The sequence below is a fragment of the Flagellimonas sp. S3867 genome (assembly GCF_014698935.1).
GTDB lineage: Bacteria > Bacteroidota > Bacteroidia > Flavobacteriales > Flavobacteriaceae > Flagellimonas.
In genome coordinates this window covers 107,650-131,062 of the sequence record NZ_JACVMN010000001.1, presented here as the reverse complement: position 1 = coordinate 131,062, position 23,413 = coordinate 107,650, and the positions used below count along the sequence as shown (strand labels likewise).

At 39.1% G+C, this 23,413-nt stretch carries 17 protein-coding genes and 3 tRNA genes; 12 read left to right on the top strand and 8 right to left on the bottom strand.

The annotated features are described in order from the left end of the window. Positions 1-105: 105 nt before the first annotated feature. The 8 genes from IAG46_RS00620 (at position 106) to IAG46_RS00585 (ending at position 6,757) form a co-directional block, all read left to right on the top strand. The gene (locus tag IAG46_RS00620) at positions 106-1,326 is read left to right on the top strand and encodes a site-specific integrase (RefSeq protein ID WP_190808383.1); all 1,221 of its coding nucleotides are present in this window, start codon (positions 106-108) and stop codon (positions 1,324-1,326) included. A 527-nt stretch (positions 1,327-1,853) separates the two neighbouring features. Beyond that, positions 1,854-3,305: an arginine decarboxylase gene (locus IAG46_RS00615; RefSeq protein ID WP_190808382.1), complete on the top strand. Its 1,452-nt coding sequence runs from the start codon at positions 1,854-1,856 to the stop codon at positions 3,303-3,305. A 12-nt stretch (positions 3,306-3,317) separates the two neighbouring features. Further along, positions 3,318-4,256 (top strand): agmatinase, encoded by a 939-nt coding sequence (gene speB, locus IAG46_RS00610; protein WP_190808381.1) that lies wholly within the window; start codon positions 3,318-3,320, stop codon positions 4,254-4,256. Continuing rightward, positions 4,246-5,220 (top strand): deoxyhypusine synthase family protein, encoded by a 975-nt coding sequence (locus IAG46_RS00605; protein ID WP_190809720.1) that lies wholly within the window; start codon positions 4,246-4,248, stop codon positions 5,218-5,220. Before speB ends, IAG46_RS00605 begins: the two co-directional genes overlap by 11 nt. A gap of 2 nt (positions 5,221-5,222) precedes the next feature. Then, on the top strand, positions 5,223-5,522 hold the full coding sequence (locus tag IAG46_RS00600) for a hypothetical protein (RefSeq protein ID WP_190808380.1): 300 nt from the start codon (positions 5,223-5,225) through the stop codon (positions 5,520-5,522). A gap of 41 nt (positions 5,523-5,563) precedes the next feature. After that, positions 5,564-5,869, top strand: a complete 306-nt coding sequence (locus IAG46_RS00595; protein ID WP_190808379.1) for a hypothetical protein — start codon at positions 5,564-5,566, stop codon at positions 5,867-5,869. 56 nt (positions 5,870-5,925) lie between these two features. After that, positions 5,926-6,378: an NUDIX hydrolase gene (locus IAG46_RS00590; RefSeq protein ID WP_190808378.1), complete on the top strand. Its 453-nt coding sequence runs from the start codon at positions 5,926-5,928 to the stop codon at positions 6,376-6,378. Further along, positions 6,344-6,757 (top strand): VOC family protein, encoded by a 414-nt coding sequence (locus IAG46_RS00585; RefSeq protein ID WP_190808377.1) that lies wholly within the window; start codon positions 6,344-6,346, stop codon positions 6,755-6,757. Before IAG46_RS00590 ends, IAG46_RS00585 begins: the two co-directional genes overlap by 35 nt. 822 nt (positions 6,758-7,579) lie before the next feature. On the opposite strand, the gene IAG46_RS00580 is transcribed toward IAG46_RS00585, so the two are convergent. From IAG46_RS00580 to IAG46_RS00560, 5 genes are all read right to left on the bottom strand, one after another. Then, positions 7,580-7,656 (bottom strand) — tRNA-Arg (locus IAG46_RS00580). 47 nt (positions 7,657-7,703) lie between these two features. Continuing rightward, positions 7,704-7,778: transfer RNA gene (locus IAG46_RS00575), tRNA-Pro, on the bottom strand. A gap of 33 nt (positions 7,779-7,811) precedes the next feature. Continuing rightward, positions 7,812-7,895, bottom strand: a tRNA-Ser gene (locus IAG46_RS00570). A gap of 163 nt (positions 7,896-8,058) precedes the next feature. Beyond that, the gene (locus tag IAG46_RS00565; RefSeq protein ID WP_190808376.1) at positions 8,059-10,374 is read right to left on the bottom strand and encodes a TonB-dependent receptor; all 2,316 of its coding nucleotides are present in this window, start codon (positions 10,372-10,374) and stop codon (positions 8,059-8,061) included. 65 nt (positions 10,375-10,439) lie between these two features. Beyond that, positions 10,440-12,476: an HD family phosphohydrolase gene (locus IAG46_RS00560; protein WP_190808375.1), complete on the bottom strand. Its 2,037-nt coding sequence runs from the start codon at positions 12,474-12,476 to the stop codon at positions 10,440-10,442. A 112-nt stretch (positions 12,477-12,588) separates the two neighbouring features. Between IAG46_RS00560 and IAG46_RS00555 the strand changes: the two genes are divergently transcribed. Next, on the top strand, positions 12,589-13,764 hold the full coding sequence (locus tag IAG46_RS00555; RefSeq protein ID WP_190808374.1) for an acetyl-CoA C-acyltransferase: 1,176 nt from the start codon (positions 12,589-12,591) through the stop codon (positions 13,762-13,764). Between the two features lie 18 nt (positions 13,765-13,782). Further along, a complete protein-coding gene (locus IAG46_RS00550) occupies positions 13,783-14,535 on the top strand; it encodes a C40 family peptidase (protein WP_190808373.1) in 753 nt (250 codons plus the stop codon). A gap of 45 nt (positions 14,536-14,580) precedes the next feature. On the opposite strand, the gene IAG46_RS00545 is transcribed toward IAG46_RS00550, so the two are convergent. Together IAG46_RS00545 and gyrA are read right to left on the bottom strand one after the other, a co-directional pair. Then, positions 14,581-15,843, bottom strand: a complete 1,263-nt coding sequence (locus tag IAG46_RS00545) for a tetratricopeptide repeat protein (RefSeq protein WP_190808372.1) — start codon at positions 15,841-15,843, stop codon at positions 14,581-14,583. Between the two features lie 27 nt (positions 15,844-15,870). Next, entirely contained in the window at positions 15,871-18,411 is a 2,541-nt protein-coding gene (gene gyrA, locus IAG46_RS00540) for a DNA gyrase subunit A (protein ID WP_190808371.1), read from the bottom strand. A gap of 259 nt (positions 18,412-18,670) precedes the next feature. On the opposite strand from gyrA, the gene IAG46_RS00535 reads away from it, so the two are divergent. Further along, positions 18,671-21,229 carry an ATP-dependent Clp protease ATP-binding subunit gene (locus tag IAG46_RS00535; protein ID WP_190808370.1) on the top strand — a complete coding sequence of 853 codons (2,559 nt, stop codon included), beginning with the start codon at positions 18,671-18,673 and terminating at the stop codon, positions 21,227-21,229. Between the two features lie 153 nt (positions 21,230-21,382). Continuing rightward, complete coding sequence (locus IAG46_RS00530; RefSeq protein ID WP_190808369.1) at positions 21,383-21,802, top strand: STAS/SEC14 domain-containing protein; 420 nt, start codon at positions 21,383-21,385, stop codon at positions 21,800-21,802. On the opposite strand, the gene IAG46_RS00525 is transcribed toward IAG46_RS00530, so the two are convergent. Continuing rightward, positions 21,799-23,340: an NAD(P)H-hydrate dehydratase gene (locus tag IAG46_RS00525; RefSeq protein ID WP_190808368.1), complete on the bottom strand. Its 1,542-nt coding sequence runs from the start codon at positions 23,338-23,340 to the stop codon at positions 21,799-21,801. The two genes, IAG46_RS00530 and IAG46_RS00525, sit on opposite strands and share 4 nt — an antisense overlap. Positions 23,341-23,413: the final 73 nt, after the last annotated feature.

Sequence of the window (23,413 nt, the reverse complement as noted above, 5' to 3'; positions counted from 1 at the left end):
ATTGATTTTTAGACATTTAAATAAGATATAATATCAAACCATGTCATTTGATATCAAGCTTTTGTTTGCAAATTGTTTGCAAATTTTTTTAGTACCTTGAAGAATATGAGGACGTATTTAACCCTTTTATTAGATACTAGAAGAGCAAAAAGAGATGGCTCCTACCCTATCATTTTTCGCCTCACCCACCTTCGAAAAACTACATCAATTTCTACGGGATATTCAATATTAGAAAAATATTGGGACTCCAGAAAATGTACTATAAAAAAAACGTACACCAAAGTAGATTCTATTGCAAGGTTGAATACGTTACTTCTGAAAGAGGAAGCTAGGGCCAATGACATTATTAATCAATTGTATGATAAAGGCAAACTCAACTATTTGTCAATTACCCAGGTTAAAAATAGAATAACCAGAAATAGCACCTATGATTCCTTTTATAAATATGGTGAATCTTTAGCTGAAGATTTGAAGGCAGCTCATCGTTATGGCACTGCCAGGAACTACTCCGGCATAGTATCTGTTTTAAAAACTTTTACTAAGGGAAAGGACTTAAAGTTCAATGAGCTTAATTATGATTTCATTAAACGATTTGAACGCTACCATTACGCAAAAGGAAATAGTGTAAACAGTCTGTCTTCATATTTAAGAGCCATTAAGGCTATTTATAATAAAGGTATCAAGGCAGGTTTAATTGAAAGCGAAGCATACCCGTTTATTCATTACACTATTCGTCAGACGCCTACAGAGAAAAGAGCATTATCCATAGAAGACATTAGAAAGATAATTACTTTGGAACTTCCCAAGGACATGGTCTTGTTCCGATACCGTAATTATTTTATCTGCTCCTTTTTGTTGTATGGCATGAACTTCACTGATATGGCCCATTTAAAAGTGGATAATATAATCAATGATCGAATAAAATTTAGGCGAAAGAAAACTGGTAAATTATATGACATAAAAATTACCGATCAACTTGCAGAAATTCTAAATATATATCTTATGGGAAAATCCAGGGACAGCTATATCTTTCCAATTATTAAACGAGAAGATCCCGCTTTACAAGAGCGGGAAATCTCATGGGAACGTCAACGTTATAATAGGGGTTTAAAGACTATCGCAGAATTATGTGGTATTGAACAGAAATTGACCACTTATGTTTCACGGCACAGTTTTGCAACCCAAGCAATGTTAAATGATGTACCCCTGCAAGCCATTTCTGCCATGCTGGGGCACAGCAAACTGAATACTACACAGATTTATTTGAAGTCCTTACCAACTAATATTCTAGATGATTATAATGAAAAGTTAGTGGCTGCTATATAACTAAACCAAGTTTCGCCTTTGTGCAGTACATTTTAATCCTTTTTAATGAAATAGGCGTCCCATAAAAGGTTAATTAACGAAACTATTAAATGAGACCAAGGATGGGACATTCAAATAAAATAGTCAGCTTTTCCTGGAATAGTCCTGTAAAACGGCCATTTTAAGGAACCAATAAAGACTAACCAGAATCTAGTAGATAGTTCTAAAAAATTTTCAAAAACAGATACTGGATTGATTTTTTTACTATGTTTACTTTAAGTAAATGAGTCCACCTAATCGGACGCATTGCCTTTTATTTTGAAAACTTCTTTCAAATTCGGGCCAATGGGGATAAGGAAGTCTACCCAAAAAGCCGTCTTAGGGATAGGACACCGAATAATAGGGCTGACTTCCGAAATGTTTTCTTCTTACCGTAGGTTGTATCTACGATTTTTTGGTTCTACGCCTGATAGGTTTTATGTATTCCGCATTTGAGATTGGTCAATTTCCACGACCCTTAATCACTTTTTTATTAATGCGAAATACAGATGAAGACCAAATACATCGATTTGATCGAACAGACCTACGATTTTCCGCAAAGGGAGTTTCAGCTTGCGGAAAACAATTTGCACTTTCATGGGATTGATCTAATGGCATTGATTCACCATTATGGAGCACCCCTTAAGTTCACCTATCTCCCAAAAATATCCGAGAATATCCAACGGGCCAAAAAGTGGTTCTCGACCGCAATCCATAAACATGGCTATTCCGGTACTTACCATTATAGCTATTGCACCAAGAGCTCACATTTTGAACACGTTCTGAACGAAGCGCTCAAGAACGATATCCACATCGAGACTTCCTCTACGTTCGATATTGATATTGTGGAACACTTAAAAGCGGAGGGCAAGATTTCAGATTCGACCTATGTTCTGTGCAACGGTTTCAAAAGGGATGAATATGTTGAAAAAATTGCCCGATTCATAAACAAAGGACACAAAAACTGCATCCCTATCATTGATAATTTTGAAGAACTTGATCTACTTGGGAATGAAATTCAAGGAAACTTCAAGGTGGGAATCCGAATTGCCTCTGAAGAAGAGCCCAAATTTGAGTTTTATACCTCAAGATTGGGTATTGGCTATAAGAATATAGTTCCATTTTATTCAAAGGCCATTAAGGACAATCCAAGAGTTGAGCTAAAAATGCTCCACTTTTTTATCAATACAGGAATTAGGGACACGGCCTATTATTGGAACGAGCTTTTAAAATGTCTTAAAGTATACATCAACCTAAAGAAAATATGCCCTACACTGGATAGCTTGAATATTGGTGGAGGCTTTCCCATTAAAAACTCACTGGCGTTTGATTACGATTACGAGTATATGGTGGATGAGATTGTTAACCAAATCAATCAGGCATGCCGAGAAGCAAATGTTGAGGTTCCAGAAATCTTTACCGAGTTTGGCAGCTTCACTGTGGGTGAGAGTGGTGGGGCCATTTATCAAATCCTGTATCAAAAACAGCAGAACGACCGTGAGAAGTGGAACATGATCAATTCCTCGTTCATAACAACCATTCCAGATTCATGGGCCATTAGCAAGCGATTTATCATGCTCGCCCTTAATCGCTGGAACGAGGAATACGAAAGGGTGTTGTTGGGGGGGCTAACATGCGACAGTGACGATTATTACAATTCGGAGCAACATATGAACGCCATCTACCTTCCCAAGTTCAAAAAGGAACGGCCATTATATGTAGGTTTTTTCAATACAGGAGCCTACCAAGAGACCATAGGTGGTTTTGGTGGTTTACAACATTGTTTGATTCCCCAGCCCAAGCATATTTTAATAGATAAAGATGTTGAAGGAAACCTAAAGACCCGTGTTTTTGCCGAACAGCAGACCGCTGGAGACTTTCTTTCCATTTTGGGCTACGGCAAACCGAAGGTTTCAGAACCCATAATTTTAAGAAACAAAAAAATGGTCTATCAACCATAAACTATAATCAAGATGAAACTAACAAGAACCTATGCTGGAATACCCGAGGAGTATGCATCCGCGGAAAAGTCCAAGCTGGTGTTGATCCCGGCGGCCTACGATGGCACCAGTACTTGGGGAAAAGGGGCCGATAAAGGCCCAGAAGCATTTTTGGAAGCTTCAGAAAATATGGAGCTCTATGATATTGAAACCGATAGCGAAGTATATCGGGAGGGAATTTATTTGACCGAGACCTTGGATGGGTTCGATTCACCGGAAAACATGGTCAATACTGTGCATAAGGAGGTAAAAGATTTTATCAGCCGAGGAAAAATGGTCACCATGATTGGTGGGGAGCATTCCATTTCCATAGGCGCCATTAGGGCGTTCAATGAAGCATATCAAGGACTGACAGTACTCCAAATTGATGCACATGCTGATTTACGAAAGGAATACAATGGCTCCAAATACAATCACGCCTGCGCTTTGTATGAAGCCTCTCAGACTACAAATTTGGTTCAAGTAGGTATTCGTAGCATGGATCGATCGGAAGTATCGGTCATGAACCGCGATCATGTCTTTTTTGCTCATGAAATAATGTCCGATGATTATTGGATGGACAATGTTTTGGATTTGATGACGGACAATGTTTATATAACTTTTGATTTGGATGCTCTGGACCCCTCAATTCTTCCATCCACCGGAACACCTGAACCCGGAGGACTTTTTTGGTACGAAACCCTTGAATTTCTAAAACGAATTTTTGACGAATGCAATGTAGTTGGTTTTGATATAGTGGAACTCTGCCCTAATGAAAAGGAGAAATCCTCAGATTTTTTGGCCGCAAAACTTTACTACAAAATGTTGAGCTACAAATTCAAACAGAACATGGAAGAAGTTGAGGATGAATATGAACAACCCTACAATTTTGAAAAATTTGAAAGGAATGGAGAACAATTCGATGAAAAATAAAGGGGAAATTTCCCAGTTTCTGGAGAAACACTTTTTGCATTTCAATGCCGCATCCCTAGTTGATGCGGCCAAGGGTTATGAAGCCCAATTGGAGCAGGGGTCCCAAATGTTGGTGTCGTTGGCCGGGGCCATGAGTACAGCAGAGCTGGGTAAGATTTTTTCCGAAATCATCCGTACTAAAAAGGTGCATATCATATCATGTACAGGAGCCAATTTAGAGGAAGATATTATGAACTTGGTGGCCCACTCGCATTATAAAAGGGTACCCAATTATCGTGATTTGACCCCACAAGATGAATGGGATTTGTTGGAAAGTGGGCTCAACCGGGTTACTGACACCTGCATCCCAGAAGAAGAAGCGTTCCGCCGTTTGCAGAAACATATCTATAAGATATGGAAGCAGGCCGATGAAAATGGGGAACGTTTGTTTCCGCACGAGTTCATGTACCGATTGTTGTTGTCCGGTGTTTTAGAGGAACATTATGAAATAGATATACAACACTCGTGGATGTTTGCTGCTGCCCAGGCCAACTTGCCCATGGTTGTTCCCGGCTGGGAAGACAGTACCATGGGAAATATTTTTGCCAGTTATGTCATCAAAGGAGAACTTAAGGCGAGCACCATGAAATCGGGAATTGAGTACATGACCTTCTTGGCAGATTGGTACATGAACAATAGCAAAAATGGCATTGGATTTTTTCAGATAGGAGGAGGAATTGCAGGCGATTTTCCAATTTGTGTGGTTCCGATGTTGTACCAAGACCTGGATGAGACCGATACGCCCTTCTGGAGCTATTTCTGTCAGATAAGTGATTCCACCACAAGTTATGGTTCCTATTCGGGAGCTGTACCAAACGAAAAGATTACATGGGGAAAACTGGACATAAATACCCCAAAATTCATAATTGAAAGTGATGCCACAATAGTGGCCCCATTGGTTTTTGCATACCTATTAAACATGTGATCATGAAAGAGAGTAAGAGAAACAATGCCCTAAAACGAGTAATTGTAGATTATAAGAAATTGAACAAGGATATCCTAGATCTTATCATGGAAAAATATGCCGATGGGTACGGAGATCGGGATATCATAAGTTTCAGAAACGCCCAAGGAGAATGGGTGGAATGCATTGAGGTCAAAACAGAAGACACCCTGTACTTGGTAAAAGTAAGTAAGCGATTGACCATGGCCATGGAGGAATATGATGAAGAATCGCCCGAGGACGAAATAAATATTACTGAGTCCAAAGATTTTGAGGAAGAATAAGTTGATGGGCTAAAAAAGACCGCTTTTTAAAACATAGAAACATGAAAACAGTTTTTATCATTTTTACCCTGTTGGCAGCTTTGGTCAACGAACCGGAAACTCAGGAATTTATCATCGAAGCCGCTTATGTTGGTATAGAAGAGGGCGTTTACACATTTATTGATGATGATGAGTTGGAGTACGAGTTTTCAGATATTGATGTAAAAGCTTCAAAGAAATATAATCTGGATTCGGAAAAGTTTGTAGGAAAGAAATTTGAGATTACCTATTGGATGGATACGGAAATTGACGAAAATGATGAGGAATACGATATTTATATCATTGTAAACCTTGATTTGGTTAACTAACTCAAACCTTTGGGGGTAGGCTATTTTTCCTGCCCCCTTTCAACAAACAAAGGAATATGAAAAAAATAGTCAAGTCAAGATTACTGGCTGTTAGTGGAACCAAGATCATGGTACTTAAAAAAGTTGGTAAGCCCATTATATATACCTTGCCCGGAGGTGTTAAAAAAAGAAAAGAAACCGAAGAAGAGGCCCTTGTTAGGGAAACAGGTGAAGAAATAACGCTGAAGCTTATTGAAGAACAGGTTCAATTTTACTTGTCCCACATTAAGCGAACGGATACAGAAATCATAAACAAAAATTACTATTATATCAGTTTAAAGCCGTCAAAAATCAAGGTTTTGGAAAAACATAAATTCGAAACGGTGCTTTGGCTGAATTGGAAGAAAGCAGTTGAGTTTATGGATAAATCAGACCGTATGGCCACAAAGGCATATTTTAAGAACATAGGAAGAAAACAAAAAAGCAAAGACAATTATGAACGCCAAGTTTCACCTCGCATTGCCCTGTAGAAATATTGAGGAAACCAGGGCCTTTTATATAGATATTATAAGGGCCAGATTAGGAAGAAGTACTGAGAAATGGTTGGATATTGATTTGTATGGAAACCAGCTAACCTTTACGCAAGCAGGTTATTTTAATTTTGATTTTAAAAATTATAAACTTGATGATTTTATTTTGCCATCTTTTCATTTTGGAGTAATAGTGACCGTAGATATATGGGGGGAGCTCTATACCCGGCTCTTTAAAATGGATCTTGAAGTGACCACAGAAGCCACCTTCATGGAAGATCAAACAGGAGAGCATCTTTCGTTTTTGGTCCAAGACCCCAATGGGTATATGTTGGAGTTCAAAAGTTTTAAGGATGCTAACGATATTTTTGCTACATAAGGGTAACAGTATTTGAAACAAATAATCGCTCAAATAGCAAACTGTGGTAAAATATACATTCCTAGCTTATGCCACTTTTTAAAAGTCGCATAAATCGAACGATTTTTAGGACAAAAAGATACCGCACTTTATCCATTATGACCCCAAATCCTTACCTAAAAACTTTGCGCACGGTTCCTATCCGATTTTTGTAGTGTTCGGGGTAGATAAGCGTCAAACAAAAATCCGATAGGGCGCATTCTACTTTTTGTTTCTGGAAGCCGTTTAGGTATTCAAAATTTGGACTATGAAGTAGGCCAATTTTGTATAGCGAGAGGGTAGCACGCTAAAGCGATGCTACGTTGCTCAATTTCTGGCCAAAAAGCTAGTAAAATCAATGTGTTTACTAATTTTCAGTTGCCAGCAGTGTATTCTGTTTTTTGTTGCAAAAACTCTGGTAGATGCAGAAAACATTGAAAAAGTTTGTTGCAAAAACATGATTTTATTGCAGAAATTGATAATCGTGAATTAAGTTTGATTTGGAATTGAAAGCTGCTTTATTTCATGGTTACCAAAATGGGTATTTACTGTAAAACCTCTGAAACCTCCAATAAGTACTAGATTTTTTTACAGCAAATTAAGGAATGACACCTCGCTCAGTAGTATTAGTTAGGGCAAGATTTGGGGCTTGCAGCGTGAAACTTCGTTTCACTCGCTTAAATCTGAATGATACATCCATTGTGTTAAAAAATGTTAAATCTATAGCCTTATCTTAAGTGTTTGCAAATTGTTTGCAAAAAAATAAGCCTCAGAAAGAGAAACTCTCTGAGGCCCTATGAATACTGGTGATCGCGGCAGGATTCGAACCTGCGACCGTCTGCTTAGAAGGCAGATGCTCTATCCAGCTGAGCTACGCGACCTTAATAATCCTAAATTAAAAAGCCGAATCCTTACGATTCGGCTTTCGTCGGGGTGGCAGGATTCGAACCTGCGACCTCCGCGTCCCAAACGCGGCGCGATAACCGGGCTACGCTACACCCCGAATGATTATCTATTTAATCTTTAAGAAAAATTGCGGAGAGAATGGGACTCGAACCCATGCGACACTTACGCGTCGACAGATTAGCAATCTGCTCCGTTACCACTCCGGCACCTCTCCTAACATTTTATTATGAACGTACATCTTGAAAATGCGGATGCAAATGTACCTTTTCATCTGAAAGAACGCAACTATTTTTTTGTTTTTTTACTGAAATCAATCTGGCGATTTGTCAATACAATTTGAAATGTTTGATAATCAACAAAAGGGCACAAACTGTCATCTAATTATCTATAATAACATCAATAGCGCCTGCCTTACCATTTCTTGAAACGGTCGTTGCCTTTATTCTGACTTTTTCCGTTGATAAAGGTCGATTTAGTTTTACAATGACCTCGCCATTTTCATCGGTTCTTAATTTGGGATTCCAATAGAGAACAGCGTCCTCTTTTTTGATTTTTTGTGAGTTTTTCAGACTTTCATACTCATCAAAACCAATAATGGGTTCATATCCCTGAAAAACCAATTGACCTTCCTTTCTGGGGACATAATTTACCCCACTTCCACTCTTGGTATAAATTAAAATAACCCCGCCTGTAGCTCTGCTGCCAAATATTGCGGCTTCTGGTCCGATAACAAATTCTATTCTTTCAATTTCAAGTGCAGTTATCAAATCTATTGGATTACCCCTAAATATTGTCCCATCAATAACCCACAATGGTGGGATAACTGATCTGAATGAGGTAAACGACCTAACGTGCAGAACACTTTTTCTAAACCCATCATCTGTAACCAAAATTCCGGGTATTCTTCTCACCAAATCTACCAAAGGCATTGGTTGTTTTGGATTTTGAAAAATGGTCGAGTTAGGTTCAAGGTTATACAAAGAATTATTCCTTTCAGAATTGATCAATTCTTCATTAACCTGTACTTCATCCAACTCAATTAAATTTGTGGTATCCACAGGTTGCCAAACAGATGCCTCGAAAAGTCGCTTTTTCCCTTGTTTCTTTTTGAACTTGGACAACGATTTTGAATGTTCTTGTTTTTCTTCGACTATTGGCACAATTTTGACCAATCTAGATTTGGTATCTGCACCTTTTGTTCTAAAAACCATGTCCGCTTTACCATAAAATTGCAGATTTTCCAATCTTAATTGTCCGTTTGCGTTTGTCTCCAATTCTGTTATCCAAGGCTCATTTTCAGAATTTGCCAATATTTGAATGGTTGTGTTTTTGAGTAATTTGTTATCCAAATCATACGCATAACCATATAATTCCAATCCTTTTTGTATTGGAAACTGAATTGTTGATGGTATTTTTTCCTTCTCCCCTTTTTTATCTATCACACCTTTAGAAAGGACTAGGTCAATGTCCTTAACGTAGCGACGATTTCTGGTTGCTTGAAACGACCCATATTTAGGTGAGCCAAAGTCATTGTCTATATGGGAACCGTCAACACTAACAGCCAATTCCGTTTGAACGGGTTGATTTCTACTGTCCAACACCTTTAATTGGAACACTTTGCTTTCCGATTCATCCTGGATTTGGTCCACTGTAATATTCAGTTGTTCCGCATCAATCCAAATTGGTCTTACTGCCACTTCTTCTTCAGCTTCATCAAACAGTCTTAACATCAACACTCCAGAAGGGATTGCTTTTTTTTGTAAATCAAGATTGACTATCGCACTTTGACTAAACACCAGTTCCTGTTCAAAATATACTATCCCCTTTTGCACTCCTTTCAACATCACTGTTTTTCCTGCAAGACCAGTGGAAGCTGTAACCTTAACTTTTGCAATACTAGGATCAAGATTATTCACTTGCAGAAGGAAGCCCTGATCAAGGGGTTTAGGAAGGGTATATTTTTCGCCGTTGGCACGTTGAACGTAATATGTTTTACCTTTTTCTGGTTCAAAAATAGTACTTCCCATGTCGTCTTTAATGATATTAATTGTGGAAACCACTTGGTGCTCTTCATCTACAATATGACCCAGTGATCCAGTAGCTCCTTCACCATCAACGGAACCCTTGAAAAGTATATGATTTTTAAGACCAACTATGAAGTTGCCTCCCTCAGGGTATACCACCAATTCTTTTTTAGTAGGAGAATTTGTCTCATTGCTTGTACCTCCAACATGAATCCGCTCTTTGGCATAAAATTGTTCGCCATAATTCCGCATCCATCTGGTGTAAGCTTTTACATAATACACACCTTTTTTTATGTTTTTGGGAAGCTGCAACTGCCCAGTTGACATACCATCCAAAATTTGATGAAATTGCCGCTTCACCAGTTGGTTATTATCATTAACAAGGTCCACTATGAGCACTTTGCTAGCACTGCTTCGGATTTTATCCTTGCCTATTCTTAAATAACTTTTAAAAAACAGTGTTTGCTTTTCTTCTGGTTGTGTATCTGACAAATGTAAGAGCACTTCTTCTTGCCAATTGATTAATGAATCCCGGACCATATCCTCCTGAAAAAACAAGGTCGAGGAAAAGGTTTCCCATTTGTTCGCATAGTGTTTGTCTCCTTGCGAGATCACTAAACTGGAATAAAGAAAAAATAATAGATACGAAAGGAAGGCAGTTATTTTCATTTTTGAAGGATATACTGTAATAAATATACCACAAAAATCATTCCGTAACTAATTAATTAACAGCACTATTCGGGGTACTCCACGCGTAAATGGTAAATATTGGTCAATTTTTGTTTCAGAACCATTTTGACCTTTTCAATTTCCTTAAGAGTAATGTTGGCATTTAAAAATTGGTTGGCTTGCATCTGCCCTCTTACAATTTTTTCCACGAATTCATCTATAATGGAATACGTAGGGTTCTTCAAACTTTTTGAGGCGGCCTCGACCGCATCCGCCATCATTAAAATTGCCGTCTCCTTAGAGAATGGTATCGGGCCTGGGTACCTAAAATTAGCTTCATTGGCCTCCCCCTCAAGTTCTTGTTGTCGTTTATAAAAATAGAAAACCAGTGTAGTGCCATGGTGCGTTCGTAAAAAATCGATAATACGGTCTGGCAATTTATTTTTTCTTGCAATTTCAATTCCATGAATCACATGGTCAATAATAATCTTAGCACTTTCCCGTGGCGGTAGATCGTCATGCGGATTCACGCTCGTAATCTGATTTTCCGTGAAGAAAGTGGGATTGCTCATTTTACCGATATCGTGATACAAAGCCCCCACTCGCACCAACATGGCATTGGCATTAATTTCATTGGCGGCCGCTTCTGCCAAATTTGCCACTTGAAGGGAATGATGAAAGGTACCGGGCGCTTTATCCGATAATTCTTTTAAAAGCTTGGAGTTGGTATCTGATAATTCTAAAAGTGAAACATCTGATATTAAACCAAAAATTTTCTCATAGATATAAATCAAAGGTTGGGCAAACAGGGTCAACAATCCATTGAGCACGAAAACTCCGAACAAAATCCATTCAATATTATCTAGATTGCCTTCATGTATGGCATGAAAAGCAAAATAACCAACAATGTATATTAGGGTAATCTGCCCAACTGAAATAAAGAGATTGGCTCTTTTATATAATTCAGAAGCCGTTAAAATGGTTACTATTCCCGCAATAATTTGCAGAAAGATGTACTCAAAACTGTTGGGAACTACGAATCCCAATAGCAATACGGTTAAAACATGTACAAATAGCCCCAATCTGGCATCGAAAAAGTTTTTCAACACCAAGGGCAGTATACATAAGGGTACAACATAAACATAGTTTTCATTGTTCTTGACCATAAGGGTGGTGGCCAAAACCATTAATACAATGTTCACAAAGATAAATGTGACCTTATTGTTGTTCTGAAAGATATTTTCTCGGTAACGTTTTAAAAAAAGAAGCAGCATGATCAATACCAGCGCCACCAAAATGGTATATCCCAAAATTATAAAGTAGTAGTTGTTGCCTCTCCAAAGTTCAGATTCAAATTCAACCTTTAAAGAGTTTAATATTTTAAAGTTTTCGGCTTCGACCACCTCTCCCTGGGCAATTATTAGACTCCCTTCGGACACTTCGCCTCTGGTAAAGGAAATTTTACCCAATTCATCCGCCAAAGCCTTTTCTGTAAGTGCCCTATCGTATACCAGATTTGATTCCAATGTTTTGGGCATTACATTTTTAAGAATGGAAGCAATTCGATCGTTTCTCTGATTAAGGATCCGGATGACTAGTTCTTTGGCCCGTTCCAAGCTGTAATAACTGTTGACTCCCAAGAGTTTTGCCTCGTTATTTTTAATAACCAAAACGGAACTTGCAGCTGGCAATTCCTTAAAAATCCCAAGTGCGTACACGCTGTCAACAACGTCAATTCCTGTATTTAATAGTATTTCACTCTGCGTATTGGAAAAACTATTAGCTGCTGAAAAACCACGAAGTTCATTTTCCAAAAGTTCCTTTACTCTTGAAGGTATGGCGTCATCAAATGAATAATAGTCAACCTTATTATCACGTAGGGATTGCTGCTCATTAACAATCTCTTCTTCTGTTTTCTTTATAGAAAAATCAATGGGAGCGTACAGGTTCTCATATTGCCAAGGTTTCCCTTTTTGAAATTCATATTTAAACTTGCCCCCTTTAGGAAAGAAAAACACAATTAATGCGACTGTAACTACATAGAGAAAATACTTGTAGGCAAGTGATTGATGCTTGTAAACATTATCTAAAGTTTTTCCCATACTATGCGCTAATGATTCAAAAATAGAAAATATAAATAAGAAGTATGGCAGGTATTAAACCTACAAGCATTGCATTTAATTTTAGTATTTTCGCAACAGTAAAAATGCATACATGAATAAAGTCGTAATCGTATCCGCTGTAAGGACTCCAATAGGTAGTTTTATGGGCGCTTTGTCCAGTGTTCCTGCCCCTAAATTGGGAGCAATTGCCATTAAAGGCGCTCTGGAGAAAATAGGTTTAAACCCCGATCAGGTTGAAGAAGTTTTAATGGGAAATGTGGTCCAGGCCGGCACCGGACAGGCACCTGCTCGACAGGCTGCTATTTATGCTGGGATACCTGATTCAGTTCCTTGCACAACGATCAACAAGGTCTGTGCATCTGGAATGAAATCCATTATGCAAGCAGCACAATCCATAGCTCTTGGCGAAAATTCGATTGTTGTTGCCGGTGGAATGGAAAATATGAGCCTGATTCCGCACTACGTACACATGCGCAATGGACATAAGTTTGGTCCAACCACTTTGGTTGATGGTATGCAAAAGGATGGATTGGTCGATGTTTATGACCAGAATGCGATGGGCGTTTGCGCTGATGCCTGCGCGGTTAAACATGATTTTAGCCGTGAGGATCAAGATGCTTTTGCGATTCAATCCTATGAAAGGTCGGCGGCAGCTTGGAATGCAGGTAAGTTTGCTGATGAGGTTGTACCCGTGGAAGTTCCGCAGCGTAGAGGGGAGCCGGTAATTGTAAGCGAAGACGAAGAATACAAAAATGTAAAAATGGAAAAGATTCCAGCTTTGCGCGCTGCCTTTACCAAAGAGGGTACTGTTACTGCCGCAAATGCATCTACAATTAATGATGGTGCCGCTGCTGTTGTACTTATGAGCGAGGAAAAGGCCAAGGAATTAAATCTAAGTCCGTTAGCCACTATAAAAGCTTATGCAGATGCTGCACAGGAACCCAAATGGTTCACTACCGCACCTGCCAAGGCATTGCCCAAGGCATTGGATAGAGCTGGAGTATCTATTGATGATATCGATTTTTTTGAGTTCAACGAAGCCTTCTCTGTTGTTGGTCTTGTCAATATGAAACTTTTGGGTCTAAACGATTCCAATGTAAACGTAAATGGGGGAGCCGTTTCCTTGGGGCACCCTCTGGGTTGTTCTGGGGCACGAATTACCATTACATTACTAAATGTGCTCATGCAGAACAATGGCAAGTTAGGAGCTGCGGCAATTTGCAATGGTGGTGGAGGTGCTTCCGCAATTATCCTTGAAAGAAATTAATTCGCTTAGCGACTTCAGATGCAGTACGGAGTATGCCATTTAAGCGTTGTTCCCATTCGTATATCTTCGGATGACAATACTGAAATGGTGTCTCAACTTTTATACGGAGATCATTTCAAAGTTTTGGAAAAAAGAAAGCTTTGGAGTCGTATCAGGGTAGCTTATGACCAATGCGAAGGTTGGGTATACAATAATCAAATAACATTCGTTGAAGAGGATGATTTTGAAAGATTGAATACACAGACTGCTACCAAGGTTGCTTCAGACATCATTTCCCACATTTATACAAAGGACGAAATGTTACTTCCAATTCTATTGGGTTCGGTAGTTTCAGTTGCCGATTTATTGAATCATACTTTTGAAGGGAATTCAATAGATAGTCAATTAAAGAAAGAACACCTGGCAGATACAGCATTATTGTATTTGAAGGCGCCTTATCAAAAAGGTGGAAAAACTCTTTTTGGAATTGATTGTTCCGGATTTACCCAAATGGTTTATAAAATAAATGGATATGGGTTGAAACGGGAAGCCGAAGCCCAATCCAAACAAGGTGAAGCTTTAAGCTTTATTGAGGAAAGTGAACCAGGTGATTTGGCCTTTTTTGATGATAACGAGGGAATTATTGATCATGTGGGAATTATTCTAAAAGACAACTATATTATACATGTCAATGGCCATGTGCGTATAGACCGTTTGGACCACACCGGTATATTCAACACCGAAGAAAAATTATATACCCACAAACTTAGGGTCATTAAAAAAATACTATAAAAAAAGCCCCATAAAATGGGGCTTCTTTTGAGGAAAATCAATTGATTATTCTCCTAAAAGCTTTTTAATACGCATAAAGTTATCCGTATCTCCCAAAGCTCCGTAAATATTTTTTAGCTGAGAAAGCACACCCTGGTTGTCAGGGTTGGATTTTAAAGCATCTTCCAAAACTTTTGCACCTTCAAGGAACAAATCATCCTTTTGGCTTTTCAACTCATCATATCGAGCAATGTCAGCTCTAGAACTTCCAAGCGTATTCATTTCATCAATAAGACCATTTCCTTCATTTACGTAAGTTGTGGAAAGGTTCAGCAATGCGTTAATATATCCTGGATCAACAGCCAAGGTTTTACGGTATGCGTCTCTAGCATCTTCCAAATTACCTTGTTCCATATTGATTACACCAATGTTATAAAGTAAATCGGCATTATCTGGCTCCATTCCTGATGCTTCGGACATCAACACTTTAAATTTATCCTTATCACCCATTGCATAGTGCAAATTGGCTTCGCCAAGTACAAGGTTAACATCATTTGGATCAACGGTTCTAGCATCGGCATAGGCCGCCAAAGCCTTGTCGTTATCTCCTAATTGCTGATAGATCAATGCGATATTTTTAACAACTTCCGCAGTTTTAGAGGGGCTATTTTCCTCCTTTGGGTCTTTGTGGGTTCCTGCTTTTACATAAAGGTCCCTTGTATTTTTATCCATGGTATCCACCTCTCCGGTTTCAATATTTACCGCGGTGTATGTAACATCACTTCCATCGTACCCTATATCTTTAAGTTCGTTGTAGTAGGTCAACGCTTTCTCATAGTTTTGTCCGTTAACAGCACTACTTGCCGCATAGTAGAGGTACAGTGTATCTTTTGGACTCAATTGATATCCTAAGTACAATTTGTCAGCGGCATCATCAAACTTTTTGTTGTTGTTATCTTCAACAGCAGCATTGATCAAATCGGATGTTATTTGAGCAAGGCTTTGTGTGGCAACTGTGGTATACTTTGCCTTTCCGCTGGTTTCTTCAACAGATATTACTTTTTTATACGCATCAATGGCTGGTTGAAATGCTGTTGCATCTCCTTTTTTGGCCAGATCAGCATAAACATTACCTTTTACAGCATAATACTGCGCCTGGGTCTTGGCGTCAGCAGCATCGATCAATGAGGCGGCGCTATCAATGGAAGTTTTTGCACTGGTAGCATCTCCTCCTTTTAGCGCCTTTTCCGCAGCCTTGATTTCAACTTTTTGGGAAAATCCCATTGTTGAAACCCCTATTGCTAATAGCATTAAAAATTTAGTCTTCATTTTAAATGTAATTATTAGTGTTTATGATTATTCTTTATCGTTATTCTTTTCGTCGGTATCATTATCAATTGCCGTGCCATCTTCTCCATTCACCTCAATATCAAGGATATCCACTTCCTCAACCGCATCTTCATCTTTCATCACCTTGGCAACGGCGGCAATAGAATCTTTATCCTTTAAATTGATAAGTCTGACCCCTTGGGTAGCCCTTCCCATAACACGTAAATCTTCAACACCCATTCGAATGGCAATTCCTGATTTATTGATAATCATAAGGTCATCGGTATCAGAAACATTCTTTATGGCCACTAGACCGCCGGTCTTATCCGTGATAGAAATGGTCTTTACTCCTTTTCCTCCTCTGTTCGTAACCCGATAATCATCTATTGTTGAACGTTTGCCATATCCATTTTCGGAAACAACCAAGATGTCATCTTCAAAATTGTGCACGGATACCATTCCAATGACTTCATCCTTGTCATTGGCCAAAGAAATACCTCTAACACCGGAAGCATTTCTTCCCATTGGGCGAGTCTTGCCTTCCTCAAATCGAATCGCTTTTCCTGATTTTAATCCAAGGAAAATTTGACTTGTTCCGGTTGTCAGTTTTGCTTCAAGCAATTCGTCTTCCTCCCTAATTGTAATGGCATTGATACCATTTTGACGGGGTCTTGAATACTGTTCTAAAGATGTTTTCTTAACGGTACCCTTCTTGGTTGCCATGATCACATAGTGCGAATTCACATAATCTTCATCCTTAAGGTCTTGGGTACAAATGAATGCCTTGACCTTATCTTCTTTTTCAATATTGATAAGGTTTTGAATAGCTCTTCCTTTGGAAGTTCTGCTTCCTTCTGGAATTTCATATACCCGCATCCAGAAACATTTTCCTTTTTGGGTAAAGAACAACATATATTGATGGTTGGTTCCCACAAAAAGGTGTTCCAAGAAATCCTCATTTCTGGTCGAAGATGCTTTTTGACCAACCCCACCCCTATTTTGGGTCTTGTATTCGGATAAAGGTGTTCTTTTGATATAACCAGCATGGGAAATAGTAATAACCACCTGCTCATCTGGAATCATGTCCTCGATACTCAAGTCACCACCTGCAAAGTTTATCTCAGATCTTCTTTCATCTCCATATTTCTCCTTGATCTCCAGCAGCTCATCTTTAATGATCTGCATTCTACGATCTTTCTTGTCAAGAATATCTTTTAAATCTTCAATGGTCTTGAGCAATTCATCATATTCATCACGAAGCTTGTCCTGCTCCAACCCGGTAAGTTGTCTAAGGCGCATCTCTACAATGGCCTTCGCTTGGACTTCGGTCAGTTTAAACCGTTCCATCAAGCCATTTCTAGCATCTTCGACATTAGAAGATGCCCTGATCAATGCAATTACCTCATCAATATTGTCAGAAGCAATAATGAGTCCTTCAAGAATATGGGCACGGTCTTCCGCTTTTTTAAGCTCGAACTTTGTTCTTCGGACAACTACTTCATGTCGATGTTCCACAAAATAGTGGATGATTTCTTTCAGATTGAGTAATCGTGGTCTTCCTTTGACCAATGCAATGTTATTGACACTAAATGAAGATTGCAGTGCCGTATACTTGTAAAGCATGTTCAACACTATGTTCGGAATGGCATCTCTTTTAAGAATATAAACGATACGCATACCCTTTCTATCCGACTCGTCCCGGATGGTAGAAATACCCTCAATCTTTTTGTCATTGACAAGATCTGCCGTTTTCTTGATCATATCAGCTTTGTTCACCTGATATGGAATCTCGGTCACTATAATGCACTCACGTCCTTGTACTTCTTCAAAAGTAGCTTTGGCACGCATAACTACACGACCTCTACCTGTATGAAAGGCCTCTTTGACGCCATCATAACCATATATGATTCCTCCTGTTGGAAAATCTGGAGCCTTTATATGCGTAATAAGCTCGTCAATCTCTATATCGCTGTTGTCAATGTAGGCAATTGTTCCGTCCACAACCTCAGAAAGGTTATGTGGTGGCATATTGGTGGCCATACCCACCGCAATACCCGAAGCTCCATTCACCAACAAAGCAGGTACACGGGTTGGAAGAACCGTAGGTTCTTGCAAGGAATCGTCAAAATTGAGCTGATGATCTACAGTATCCTTATCGATATCTGCCAACATCTCGTCAGCTATTTTGCGCATTCTTGCCTCGGTATAACGCATTGCCGCAGGGCTATCGCCATCTACCGACCCAAAGTTACCCTGGCCATCTACCAACATATACCTAAGGCTCCATTCCTGGGCCATACGTACCATAGCATCATATACCGAAGTATCACCGTGTGGGTGATATTTACCCAGGACCTCCCCAACAATACGGGCAGATTTTTTATGCGCACTACCAGATCTTACACCCAGCTCGTGCATACCAAAAAGTACTCTTCGGTGAACAGGTTTAAGTCCATCTCTGACATCTGGCAGAGCACGTGACACAATGACCGACATTGAATAATCAATGTAGGCAGATTTCATCTCATCTTCAATGTTGATAGGAATTAACTTTTCTCCTTCAGCCATGCTAAAATCCAATTGTTTTTTGCGGTTAAAATATCACGGCAATATACGCAAAATCGTACCTTTCAAAACAGTTGCGCTCTACTTTATTAAAAAAATTATCAACAGTATAATTGTAGGAAGAAATGCTGATAAAACTTTGTTAAACTCTGTCAAAAATGCGTTTTATTTCGACTTTTACAACAAGTTTATCGATTATGGGTACAGTATTTGACTACGGTAATGATACTTTTATTAATTTTAATTGCTGAAAAGGTAATGTATGGACGATAATTTTTCCCCAAGAGTAAAAGACGTAATAGCATATAGCAAAGAAGAGGCCCTTAGATTAGGCCATGATTTTATTGGAACTGAACATTTGATGCTAGGTCTTTTACGTGATGGTAACGGTAAGGCCATAAACATCCTCGACGCCTTGGATGTTGATTTGGACCACTTGAGAAGAAAAGTGGAAATTCTTAGCCCGGCCAACCCAAATACCGGAACAATCCAAAAGGACAAAAAGAACTTGCATCTGACGAGACAGGCCGAACGTGCACTCAAAACCACGTTTTTAGAAGCCAAGCTCTTTCAGAGTTCTTCAATTAACACAGCACATTTGTTGCTGTGCATACTCAGAAACGAAAACGACCCCACCACAAAACTTTTACATAAGTTAAAGGTAGATTACGATAATGTGAAGGATCAATTTAAATCTATGATCACCAGCGATGATGATTATTTGGATTCGCCGCAAGCCGAATCTTCTTTCCCAAGCGACCCTGAAGACACCGGTGATTCCAAAGAAAGTACATTTGGTTCCAGTTCTTCCCAAAAAGGGACCAAGAAATCCAAAACTCCCGTATTGGATAATTTTGGCCGGGATCTTACCCGATTGGCAGAAGACAATAAGCTTGATCCAGTTGTTGGTAGGGAAAAAGAGATAGAACGTGTTTCGCAGGTTTTAAGCAGACGAAAAAAGAATAATCCCTTGCTCATAGGAGAACCCGGAGTGGGCAAAAGTGCCATAGCCGAAGGTTTGGCTTTAAGAATCATCAACAAAAAAGTTTCTAGAATTCTATATAACAAACGTGTAGTTACCTTGGATTTGGCTTCGCTGGTTGCAGGAACCAAATATCGTGGTCAGTTTGAGGAGCGAATGAAAGCTGTGATGAACGAGCTTGAAAAGAATGACGACATTATTCTTTTCATTGATGAAATACATACCATTGTAGGTGCTGGTGGTGCAACCGGAAGTTTAGATGCTTCCAATATGTTCAAACCCGCACTGGCAAGAGGAGAGATTCAATGTATAGGAGCGACCACGTTGGACGAATATCGCCAGTATATAGAAAAAGATGGTGCTTTAGAAAGACGTTTTCAAAAGGTTATGGTTGAACCTACCACAGTTGAGGAAACCATCGAGATTTTGATGAATATCAAAGGTAAGTACGAAGATCATCATAACGTAAACTATACCGATGAAGCGATTTTAGCCTGTGTAAAACTGACAAACCGTTATATGACTGACAGGTTTTTACCAGATAAGGCCATTGATGCCCTTGACGAAGCTGGATCCCGAGTTCATATTGTGAACATGGATGTTCCAAAACAGATTTTGGAACTTGAAAATCAGCTTGACGATGTAAGGGAGCTTAAAAACAGTGTGGTCAAAAAGCAGAAATACGAAGAAGCGGCCAAACTTCGCGATGACGAAAAAAGATTGGAAAAGGAATTGGCAGCAGCCCAAGAACGATGGGAAGAAGAAAGCAAATTACATCGCGAAACGGTTTCTGAGGATAATGTTGCAGATGTGGTTTCCATGATGAGCGGAATTCCAGTAAACAGAATTGCACAAACAGAAAGTAATAAACTTGCCGAACTTCCAAATCTCATAAAAGGATTTGTAATTGGTCAAGATGAGGCCGTTTCAAAAGTGGCCAAAGCCATACAACGAAATCGTGCTGGTCTTAAGGATCCAAACAAGCCTATCGGTTCATTTATTTTCTTAGGTCAAACAGGTGTTGGAAAAACACAATTGGCCAAGATTCTTGCCAAGGAACTTTTTGATTCTGAAGATGCCCTTATCCGTATTGACATGAGTGAATACATGGAGAAATTTGCGATTTCCAGATTGGTTGGAGCGCCTCCAGGATATGTGGGTTACGAAGAAGGCGGACAGCTCACGGAAAAAGTACGGCGTAAACCGTATTCAGTTATTCTTTTAGATGAGGTTGAAAAAGCACATCCAGATGTTTTCAATATGCTGCTCCAGGTTTTGGATGATGGCTATTTGACAGATAGTCTGGGTAGAAAAATTGACTTTAGAAATACAATCATTATCATGACCTCAAACATTGGGGCAAGACAGTTAAAGGATTTTGGTCAAGGCGTAGGTTTCGGTACAGCTGCTAAAAAGGCTCAAGCCGACAGCCACCAAAAAAGTGTAATTGAAAACGCTTTGAAAAAGGCCTTCGCACCAGAATTTTTGAACAGAATAGACGATGTTATTGTATTCAATCCGCTGGAACGTGAAGATATTCATAAGATTATCGACATTGAGTTGAACAAACTCTATGAGCGTATCAAGGACATAGGATACGATCTTAAATTATCCGATAAAGCCAAAGATTATATTGCGGATAAAGGATTTGACAAACAATATGGTGCCCGACCTTTAAAAAGAGCCATTCAAAAATATATTGAAGATGCCCTTGCTGAGGAAATCGTAAATTCTAAGCTTGCTGAAGGGGATAGTATTTTTATCGAATTGGACGAGAAAAAAGAAGAACTGAGCATCACCATAAAGAAGCCGGAGAAATCTCCAAAGGCCGATGGATAGCATTAGTATACAATTGATACAGCCGGCTCACAGCCGGCTTTTTTTGTACCCAAAACTGCCATACATACGATATTTAAGCTTTTAATCTATTATTTTTCACGTCTCTGGGCTTTCCCCATACTTTCGTCTTGAGACACTATAATTATTTGGGGAATGAAATTTGCTTCTACAAGGAAAGCTGTTGTTGTACGAGAATACCAGTTAGATATTGGAAGTGTTCAGGTTTTTGACGATTATATGGTTGCTACTTTTGAAGAAGGCGCCACCGTTACACTAGAACGCACCTATCAAATCATCGGAATTTCAGAAATACATTTTAGGGACAAGAATTTTGGCTACATAAGCCTTCGTAAAAATTCTTATGCCGTAGACCCCACCGTATATAATTACCTCAGAGGAATGAAAAACTTAATAGCCTTTGCTATAGTTTCCAAGAAGGAAATTGATATGCACAACTTTAAGATTGAAAAACTCTTCTACAAAAAGAACATGGAATTCTTTATTGAGTTCGACAATGCTCTGGCCTGGGTAAAGAAAAGGCTTAAAAGCAGCAAAAAGAAGAATAAGATTTAAGCTTCTCCTTCTTTAGGGTTCGTTCTTTCGGGTGGTCTAAGCAACTCCATATAAGCAGTACCGATATTTTCAATTATTCCTGAGGCATTTAATGCTTCATATCCAACATTTGAAGCTTTAATATCTCCTGCCAATCCGTGCAAATAGACTCCAAAAATGGCACTATGCAAAGATTCATATCCTTGAGCCATTAACCCTGTAATCATTCCTGTGAGTACATCCCCACTTCCTGCCGTGGCGAGTCCGGGATTGCCCGTAGTATTTATATAACTTTTTTGTTGACCAACAACTATCGTATGGGCGCCTTTAATCAATAACACGCATTTATGGTTAGTTGCAAAATCTTTTGCCTTTTTCAATTTTTCAAAATCATCACTCCATTTCCCAACCAATCTTTCCAGTTCTTTGGGGTGTGGGGTTAGTACAGATTGTTCCGGAACATCTTTCAACAATTTGGGGTTTTTGGCTAAAATATTCAACCCATCCGCATCAATGACCATTGGAGTTGTAGTTTGCTTTAATAATGTTCCGAATGCGCTTACAGTATCATCCTCCGTGCCCATCCCCATGCCTATTCCTAACACCGAGGGTGCAAAAGGAATATCGATTTTGGTAATTTTATCATCCTCATCATCCGTTAAAACCATAAGTTCTGGAGCCAATGTCTGCAAAGATTGGTAGCCGCACTCAGGCACATAGGCCGTAACCAAACCACTGCCAGTTGTTAGACACGCCTTGCTTGCCAATTGTACCGCTCCTATTTTTCCATAGCTACCCCCGATTATCACCGAATGTCCATAGGTTCCCTTATGGGAAAACTTAAGTCGGGGTCGGTACATACCCAAAATATCCGATTTCCCAATAAGTTGGTACTGATTCTCTGCAGTAGAAATGAATTCCTGGTCCAATCCAATATCAAGTACCTCCCATTGATTGACATAAATTCCAGTTTCTGGAAGAAAAAAAACCAGTTTGGGCACCTGAAAACTCAAAACATAACTCGCTTCAATCACATGATTTGGGCTTGCGGGTTTTCTGTCCATTGGCAATCCTGAAGGGATGTCCACAGCAAGTACAAAAGCTGAAGAAATATTGATATGTTGAATTATTTTGCCCACCCATGCTTCTGGTGGGCGATTCAAGCCAATACCAAAAATCGCATCAACAATAATATCATTTGGTGTAATCTCTGGCAGGCACGTTTCTTCATTGATGAATTCGGGCCATATCTTTCTATCCTTCAATCGTTCCAAGTTTAGAAGAAAATCCTTCGAGCGCTTTTCACTATAATTTACCACATAGACCTTAATGGTATAACCATGTTCCTGTAAGTGCCTTGCCAACGCAATACCATCTCCCCCATTATTCCCTATTCCACAAAAAAGATGAATGGTAACCTGAGCGCCCTGAAGTCTGGAATGCATCCATTCAAACAATTTAAGCGCGGCTCTTTCCATGAGTTCGTCACTGGTAATCTGCTGTTTGGCTATTGTGAATTTATCAGCTTGATATATTTGCTCGGCAGTAAAAATTTTCATTCAGCAACAAAAATTAACAATTACTATTGATTTCGTAAAAATTTTAGAATCATTTGATGAAGCATTCAAAAGT